This is a genomic window from Nocardioides sp. J9, assembly GCF_007829375.1.
Lineage (GTDB): Bacteria > Actinomycetota > Actinomycetes > Propionibacteriales > Nocardioidaceae > Nocardioides.
The window spans coordinates 24,743-31,901 of sequence record NZ_VLJQ01000091.1 but is presented as its reverse complement, the minus strand read 5'-3'; the positions used below and the strand labels follow the sequence as shown (position 1 = coordinate 31,901).

The following is a 7,159-nucleotide window of genomic DNA, read 5'->3' as shown; positions in this document are numbered from 1 at the left end:
TGGCCGTCTACGTCAGGCAGCCTCGCCGTGGTTCCTCAAAGCCCACCACTCCTGGGGACTCTTACATGGCCTTCGGATTTGCCTCGCCAGACGCCCTCATCGCTATCGCAATGCTCAGCCTCGGTGGCTACCGTCCCGCGCTCCCAGGGCGGCCCTGTTGACCCACACATGCGTCAGGAGAGCCCTGTGGACTGGGGATTCTCCGGATTCTCTGTCCACAGTCCGGCTTGAAGGCCCGGTGGTTTCGAGGCTCCTCGCTGGCGCTCGTCGCACCTCAACCACCGGGAGCCGGCGCTGCCTACGGCACCGCAAGCCGACCGCCGGACCCGACCACCCTGCCGAGCCTCGTCTTCGCTGCTTTTCGGAGCTGTGCCGGCTGCGCGGCCGCGGGCCGTCGGAGATCAGGCACCAACGCAACCGCAAGCCGGCCACCGGACCCAGCCACCCGCCGCCCTTCCTGGTCGCTGCCTCTCGGACCTGTGCCCGCTACGCAGCCGCAGGTCGCTGGGGCCAGCGACGCTCCGTCTACGCAACCGCAAGCCGACAGGCGGACCCGACCACCTCCCCAGCCTTCTCGTCGCTGCCTTTCGGACCTGTGCCGGTTACGCAACCGCAGCCCGCCGGGACCAACGACATTTCCACCTACGCAACCGCAAGCCGACAGGCGGACCCAACCACCCGCCGCACTCCCTCGTCGCTGCCTCCGCAGCCGTACCGGCCACGCAACCGCAGCCCGCGGACATCAGGCCCCGAGCTGCCCGATCCGTCCCTCGACCTGCGCCCCGTTGGCGCGCTCGAGGTAGCAGAAGAAGAGGGAGCCGGTGGCGGGGTCGTCGACGTCGAAGTCGCTGATGGAGATCTCGGCCTCGTAGCGGCCGGACTCGAGGGCGTCGACGTACTGCGGGTCGAGGTCGGGGAGGCTGGCGCAGAACTCGTGGTCGTCCTCGACGGCGGTGTAGCGGTCGACGAGGTCGCGGTCGAACTCGCCGACCCAGATCACCTCACCGTCGTGCGGATCGGCACAGCTGGCCTTCACCTCCTCGTCGATGAAGTTGACGTCGAGGCACTGGCCGACGCGGGCGTCCTCCTCCCAGAGGGTCTGGGCGGCCAGGACGATCGAGAACGCCAGGAGCGCGGCCCCGGCGAGGGTGACCAGGGCGCCGAGGACGGTGCCGGTGATGGCGGCCCAGCGGCCGCCGCGGCGACCGTTCTTCGTGCGCACCAGGCCGGCGATGCCGAGGCCGAGGCCGATCGGCGCCGCGCAGCAGGTGAGCGCGCAGACGAAGGCTGCGATCGAGACCCCGTCGACACGCGGCGCCCCGGCGCCGTAGGCACCCGGCTCGTCGCCGGCGGGGCCAGGGGCGACGGGCTCGTACGACGGGTACCCGCCGCCGCTGCCGTAGGAGTCCCCGGGAGGAGGCTGCTGCCAGCTCATGCCTGCGTCAGAGGATCGGCTCGCTGAGCTTGTCGCCCGGCTCGACGTAGCAGAGCAGGTGGTCGCCGACCTCCACGTCGTTCGGGTCCTCGATGATCGCGTTGATGTCGGTGAGGTGCTCCGCGAGCTTCGCGAAGTCGTCGGGGTCGATGACGGTGGCGCAGTAGCCGGCCATCTGGTCCTCGATCTGCTCGAGGTTCTCGTCGGTCACCTCGGCGACGCCGACGATCTCGGCGTCGTGGTCCTCCGAGCACTCCTTCTTGTAGAGGATGACCGAGCCGTCCTCCTCGCTGACGTTGACGCACTGGCCGACCTTCGCGTTGCCCGGCGTCACCAGGCTGTCGGCGAAGATGAAGATCGCGGCAGCGATCGCGCCCACGACGATCGTCATGATGAGGCCGATGACGATCGCGGCGATCGCGAGGCCGCGGCCCTTGCGCTGGCCGCCCTTCGTGCGGCGCAGGCCGACGAAGCCGAGCACGAAGCCGAGCGGGGCGAAGCAGCACAGGAAGCTCAGCACCAGTGCGGCGATCGACACGCCGTCGGTCTTCGGCGGCTCCCCGCGCCACCGCCGTAGCCGTGCGGCGGGCCGTAGCCGCCAGTGCCACCGGTGCCGCCGTACTGCTGCGGCTGGCCGTAGGGGTTCGAGGGCTGGCCGTAGGGCTGCTGGGGCTGGCCGTAGGGATCGCTCACCCGGCAACCCTAATGGGGAAGGATGGGTGTCGTGCTGCAGTTCACCGACTTCGACCGGCGCCGTCGGCTGGCGGTCCGGCACGGCCTCGTCCGCCGGTTCGACACGATCGGGCAGGCGGCCCGGGCGATGACGGCGCTGCACGCGACCGAGGCGGCGACGGTGCACCTGTCGCTCGGGGCGCGCGTGGACGGCGTCACCGTCGACGACGTCGACGGGGCGCTGTACGACGAGCGCAGCGTGGTCAAGCAGGTCGCGTTGCGCCGCACCCTCTTCGCCTTCCCCCGTGAGCTGCTGCCGGCGGCGTGGGGGAGTGCGGCGGCTCGCGTCGCCCGCCAGCAGCGCACGCTCGTGCTCAAGGGCCTCTCCGCCGGCGGTGCCGGCGACCCCGAGGGCTGGCTGGCGGAGGTGGCGGACGAGGTCTTGGCCGTGCTGGCCGACGGCACGGCGCGCACCACCGCCGAGGTCCGCGAGGCCGTGCCCGCACTCGCCCGCACCGTGCAGCGCGGCACGCCGGGCACCAGGTGGGCGGCCGAGGTCCCGGTGGCGCCGGAGGTGATGACCCTGCTCGGTGCAGAGGGGCGGGTGGTGCGCGCCCGCAACGCCGGGCACTGGCGGCTCAACAAGCCGGCCTGGACGACGGCCGCGGCGTGGCTCGGCGCCGACCCGGAGCCCACGGACGAGGCGACCGGCTACGCCGAGCTGGTGCGCGGCTGGCTGCGCACCTTCGGCCCCGGGACCGAGGACGACGTCGTCTGGTGGCTCGGCGCGACGAAGACCGCGGTGCGGCGCGCCCTCGCCGACGTCGACGCCGTCCCCGTCGCGCTCGAGGACGGCGCGACCGGCTGGGTGCTGCCCGACGACACCGCGCCGGTGACGGACGAGGAGGCCGGGGTCGGCCCGTGGGCCGCGCTGCTGCCGACCCTGGACCCGACGGTGATGGGCTGGAAGGCGCGGTCGTTCTACCTCGACGCCGGCCACACGCCGTACCTCTTCGACAGCAACGGCAACGCGGGCAACACCGCGTGGTGGGACGGCCGGATCGTCGGCTGCTGGCTCCAGGACGACGCAGCCCGGGTCCACGTCGAGCTCCGCGAGGACGTCGGCCGGACCGGCCGCCGGGCGCTCGATGCCGAGGCCGAGCGGCTCACCGCCTGGCTCGACGGCGTGCGCATCACCAACGTCTACGCCTCGCCGCAGATGCGGGGCGCCCGCCTGCCCTGACCTACGATCAGGGCCCGTGAGTCGTCAGCAACCCGAGCAGCAGGCACCCCCGGTCCAGAAGCTGCGGATCCGGTACGCCAAGCGCGGTCGCATGCGGTTCACCAGCCACCGCGACGTCAGCCGCGCGATCGAGCGCGCGGTCGTCCGCGCCGGCATCCCGATGGCGTACTCGTCGGGCTTCCACCCGCACCCGCGCATCTCCTACGCCGGCGCGTCGCCGACCGGCGCCGCCAGCGAGGCGGAGTACGTCGAGCTCGGGCTCGCCGAGGTCCGCGAGCCCTCGGTCGAGGACGTCGAGAAGGTGGTCGCGACCTNCGCCAGCGAGGCGGAGTACGTCGAGCTCGGGCTCGTCGACCTCGGCGACACGTCGGTCGAGGACGTCGAGAAGGTGGTCGCGACCTTCCTCGCCACCGACTCGGTCACCGTCGAGCGGATGACCAAGAAGGGTCTGCGCAGCTTCGACTGCCGCGCCGCCGTCGTCCGCCTCGAGGTCACCCCGGAGGGGGCCCTCGACCTGCTGCTCGAGCACACCGTCCCCGCGGTGCGGCCCGACGACGTGCTCACCGGGCTCCGCGAGACCGGGGGCCTGGACATGCCCGGCACGGCGCTGCTCACCCGCCTCGCCCAGGGCGTGCTCGACCGGGTGGCCGGGACGGTCGGCGACCCGTTGGCGCGGCGGTGATGCCGGTCGCCTGACCGGCGTGTGCGATACTCGCCACAGATTCCCTGGCAGCGTCCCACCGGACCGCGAGCGAGGGATCGACGACGTTCTCGCCCGCCGGCAGGAGACTGACCGGGGGCACGGTGGAGGTCGGACACCCCGCCAGACGCGACGCACACGGCGACCGCGGCAGGCGAGGGGCCCGGGCTCCAGTGACGCTCCGCGGAGGGTGTCGTCCCACGAAGGCTTACGGCACCGCGCGCCGCGCGGATGTCGATGACACCCCGGCCGCGGAGCGGTCGGGTGGAGGAGTAGCGCAATGACGCACGCGCCCACCGACGACCAGAACGACGCCCCCGAGGCCACCCCGGCGGAGACCCCCGCCGACACCCCGGCCGACACCCCGGCGGAGGCCACGGCCGAGGTTCCCGCCACGAAGCCGGCGAAGAAGGCCGCCGCGAAGAAGACGGCGGCGAAGAAGACCACCGCGCGGAAGACCACCGCGAAGAAGGCAGCGGCCAAGCCCGCTGCCGACGCCGCCGCCGAGGGCGAGGCCACCGACGCCGAGGCTCCCGCGAAGCCGGCGAAGAAGGCTGCCGCGAAGAAGACCACGGCGAAGAAGACGACGGCGAAGAAGACCACCGCCGCGAAGACCACCACCCGCTCGCGCACCAAGGCCGCTGACCCCGAGCAGCTCGTCCTCACCCCCGAGGAGCAGCCGACCGCCGAGCCGACCACCGAGCCGACGACCGAGGCGACGACCGAGGCCGCGGCCGACGGGTCCGCGACCGCCGTGGTCTTCCAGGCGCCGAAGGTCACCACCCGCAAGCGCTCGACCGCGCGGAAGACGACCCAGAAGCCGGCCGAGAAGCCCGCGGAGAAGCCCGCGGACGACAAGGCGGAGGAGCCCGTCGAGGCGCGGACCGAGGACGCTGTCGCGGAGCAGCCGACCGACGAGGCCGCCGAGCCCACCGCCGAGGCCACGGTCGACGAGGCCACTGCGACCGCGGACGAGGCCACCGACGAGAGCACCGACGCCGCCGCCGAGGACGACACGACCGAGGGCGACGACTCCTCCGACTCCGACGACTCCGACGACTCCGACGACTCGGACGACTCCGAGGACGCCGACGACGCCGAGGGCAGCACCGGTCCGGCGCGCCGGCGCCGTCGCCGTGGCGGTCGCCGCCGGCGCAAGCCCGCCGGCTCCGGCCAGCAGGGCGAGGACGGCGAGGACGCCCCCACCGCCGAGTCCGGCGAGACCGCCGGCGAGGCCGGCAAGGCCGGCGACGCGGCCCGGTCCGGCGACGACAAGGCCGAGGGCGAGGACGACAAGTCCCATGGCGACGACTCCGACTCCTCCGAGGCGTCGGGCGGCAACCAGGGCAGCGGCTCGTCGCGCCGGCGCCGTCGCCGCCGCCGGTCGGGCGACGGAGGGGGAGACGACTCCGGGGACGACCCGGAGAACACCGTCACCCGGGTACGCAAGCCGCGCTCGCCCGAGGACGAGATCACCGCGGTGTCCGGCTCCACCCGCCTCGAGGCCAAGAAGCAGCGCCGCCGCGAGGGCCGCGAGGCCGGCCGCCGCCGCGCGCCGATCGTGAGCGAGGCCGAGTTCCTGGCCCGCCGCGAGTCGGTCGAGCGGGTCATGGCGGTCCGCCAGCGCAAGGACCTCACCCAGATCGCCGTGCTCGAGGACAAGGTGCTCGTCGAGCACTACGTCGCCCGCGAGTCGCAGACCTCGCTGATCGGCAACGTCTACCTCGGCCGGGTGCAGAACGTGCTGCCCTCGATGGAGGCCGCGTTCATCGACATCGGCAAGGGCCGGAACGCCGTGCTGTACGCCGGCGAGGTCAACTGGTCCGCGCTGGGCCACAAGGACGGCCAGCCCCGCAAGATCGAGTCGGTCCTGCAGTCGGGCCAGACCGTGCTGGTCCAGGTCACCAAGGACCCGATCGGCCACAAGGGTGCGCGCCTGACCAGCCAGATCAGCCTGGCCGGCCGCTTCCTCGTCTACGTCCCCGACGGCACCACGTCGGGGATCTCCCGCAAGCTGCCCGACACCGAGCGCTCGCGGCTCAAGACCCTGCTCAAGGAGATCGTCCCCGACACCGCCGGCGTGATCGTCCGCACCGCCGCCGAGGGTGCCTCCGAGGAGGAGCTGACCCGCGACGTCGAGCGGCTCAAGGCCCGCTGGGAGGACATCGAGTCCCGTGTCGCCAAGGGCAACGCCCCGCAGCTGCTCTACGGCGAGCCGGACCTGACCCTCAAGGTCGTCCGCGACCTGTTCACCGAGGACTTCGCCAGGCTCGTCGTCCAGGGCGACGAGGCGTGGACCACGGTCAAGGAGTACGTCGACCACGTCGCCCCCGACCTGGCCGACCGGCTCGAGCACTACGAGACCGGCGACGACAAGCCCGACGTCTTCGCGGCGTACCGGATCGACGAGCAGATCGCCAAGGGCCTCGACCGCAAGGTCTGGCTGCCCTCCGGTGGCTCGCTGATCATCGACCGCACCGAGGCGATGACCGTCGTCGACGTCAACACCGGCAAGTTCACCGGCTCCGGCGGCAACCTCGAGGAGACCGTCACCAAGAACAACCTCGAGGCGGCCGAGGAGATCGTGCGCCAGCTCCGGCTGCGCGACATCGGCGGCATCATCGTCGTCGACTTCATCGACATGGTCCTCGAGTCCAACCGCGACCTGGTGCTGCGCCGCCTCGTCGAGTGCCTGGGCCGTGACCGGACCCGCCACCAGGTCGCCGAGGTCACCTCGCTCGGCCTGGTCCAGATGACCCGCAAGCGGATCGGCACCGGTCTCCTGGAGGCGTTCAGCGAGACCTGCACGCACTGCCAGGGCCGCGGGCTGGTCGTCCACGACCTGCCGGTGGAGCCCAAGCGGGGCAACCAGGGCGGCGGCGACGGCGAGGAGCGCAAGGGCCGGCGCCGCAAGGGTCGCGGCCAGGGCGGCGGCGACAACGGCGCGGCCGAGGCACCCAAGCCGGTGCCCTCGCCCAAGGACGTCGCTGCGATGGCCAAGCACCACGACGAGTCCGACGAGAACGCCGACGAGAACCCCGACGAGGTGAAGCCGGCCGACGAGGTCAAGCCGGCCGAGGTCGACGCCGCGGCCACCGAGGCCGCCGGC

At 72.8% G+C, this 7,159-nt stretch carries 6 protein-coding genes; 3 read left to right on the top strand and 3 right to left on the bottom strand.

The annotated features are described in order from the left end of the window. Positions 1-742: 742 nt before the first annotated feature. Genes L615_RS23440 through L615_RS15795 form a run of 3 tightly spaced genes read right to left on the bottom strand, consistent with a single transcriptional unit; the run spans position 743 to position 2,128 of the window. On the bottom strand, positions 743-1,435 hold the full coding sequence (locus L615_RS23440; protein ID WP_186449893.1) for a DUF4190 domain-containing protein: 693 nt from the start codon (positions 1,433-1,435) through the stop codon (positions 743-745). A gap of 7 nt (positions 1,436-1,442) precedes the next feature. After that, complete coding sequence (locus L615_RS15800) at positions 1,443-1,973, bottom strand: DUF4190 domain-containing protein (protein WP_145725692.1); 531 nt, start codon at positions 1,971-1,973, stop codon at positions 1,443-1,445. Then, positions 1,949-2,128, bottom strand: coding sequence for a hypothetical protein (locus L615_RS15795; protein ID WP_145725691.1), 180 nt, complete (start codon positions 2,126-2,128; stop codon positions 1,949-1,951). Before L615_RS15795 ends, L615_RS15800 begins: the two co-directional genes overlap by 25 nt. A gap of 31 nt (positions 2,129-2,159) precedes the next feature. Here L615_RS15795 and L615_RS15790 point away from each other — a divergent pair, with 31 nt between their 5' ends. The 3 genes from L615_RS15790 to L615_RS15780 form a co-directional block, all read left to right on the top strand. Beyond that, positions 2,160-3,350 (top strand): winged helix DNA-binding domain-containing protein, encoded by a 1,191-nt coding sequence (locus L615_RS15790; RefSeq protein ID WP_145725690.1) that lies wholly within the window; start codon positions 2,160-2,162, stop codon positions 3,348-3,350. 16 nt (positions 3,351-3,366) lie between these two features. After that, positions 3,367-4,032, top strand: coding sequence for a TIGR03936 family radical SAM-associated protein (locus tag L615_RS15785; RefSeq protein WP_261376729.1), 666 nt, complete (start codon positions 3,367-3,369; stop codon positions 4,030-4,032). A gap of 298 nt (positions 4,033-4,330) precedes the next feature. After that, on the top strand, positions 4,331-7,159 hold a 2,829-nt coding region (locus tag L615_RS15780; protein WP_145725696.1), incomplete at its 3' end, for a ribonuclease E/G.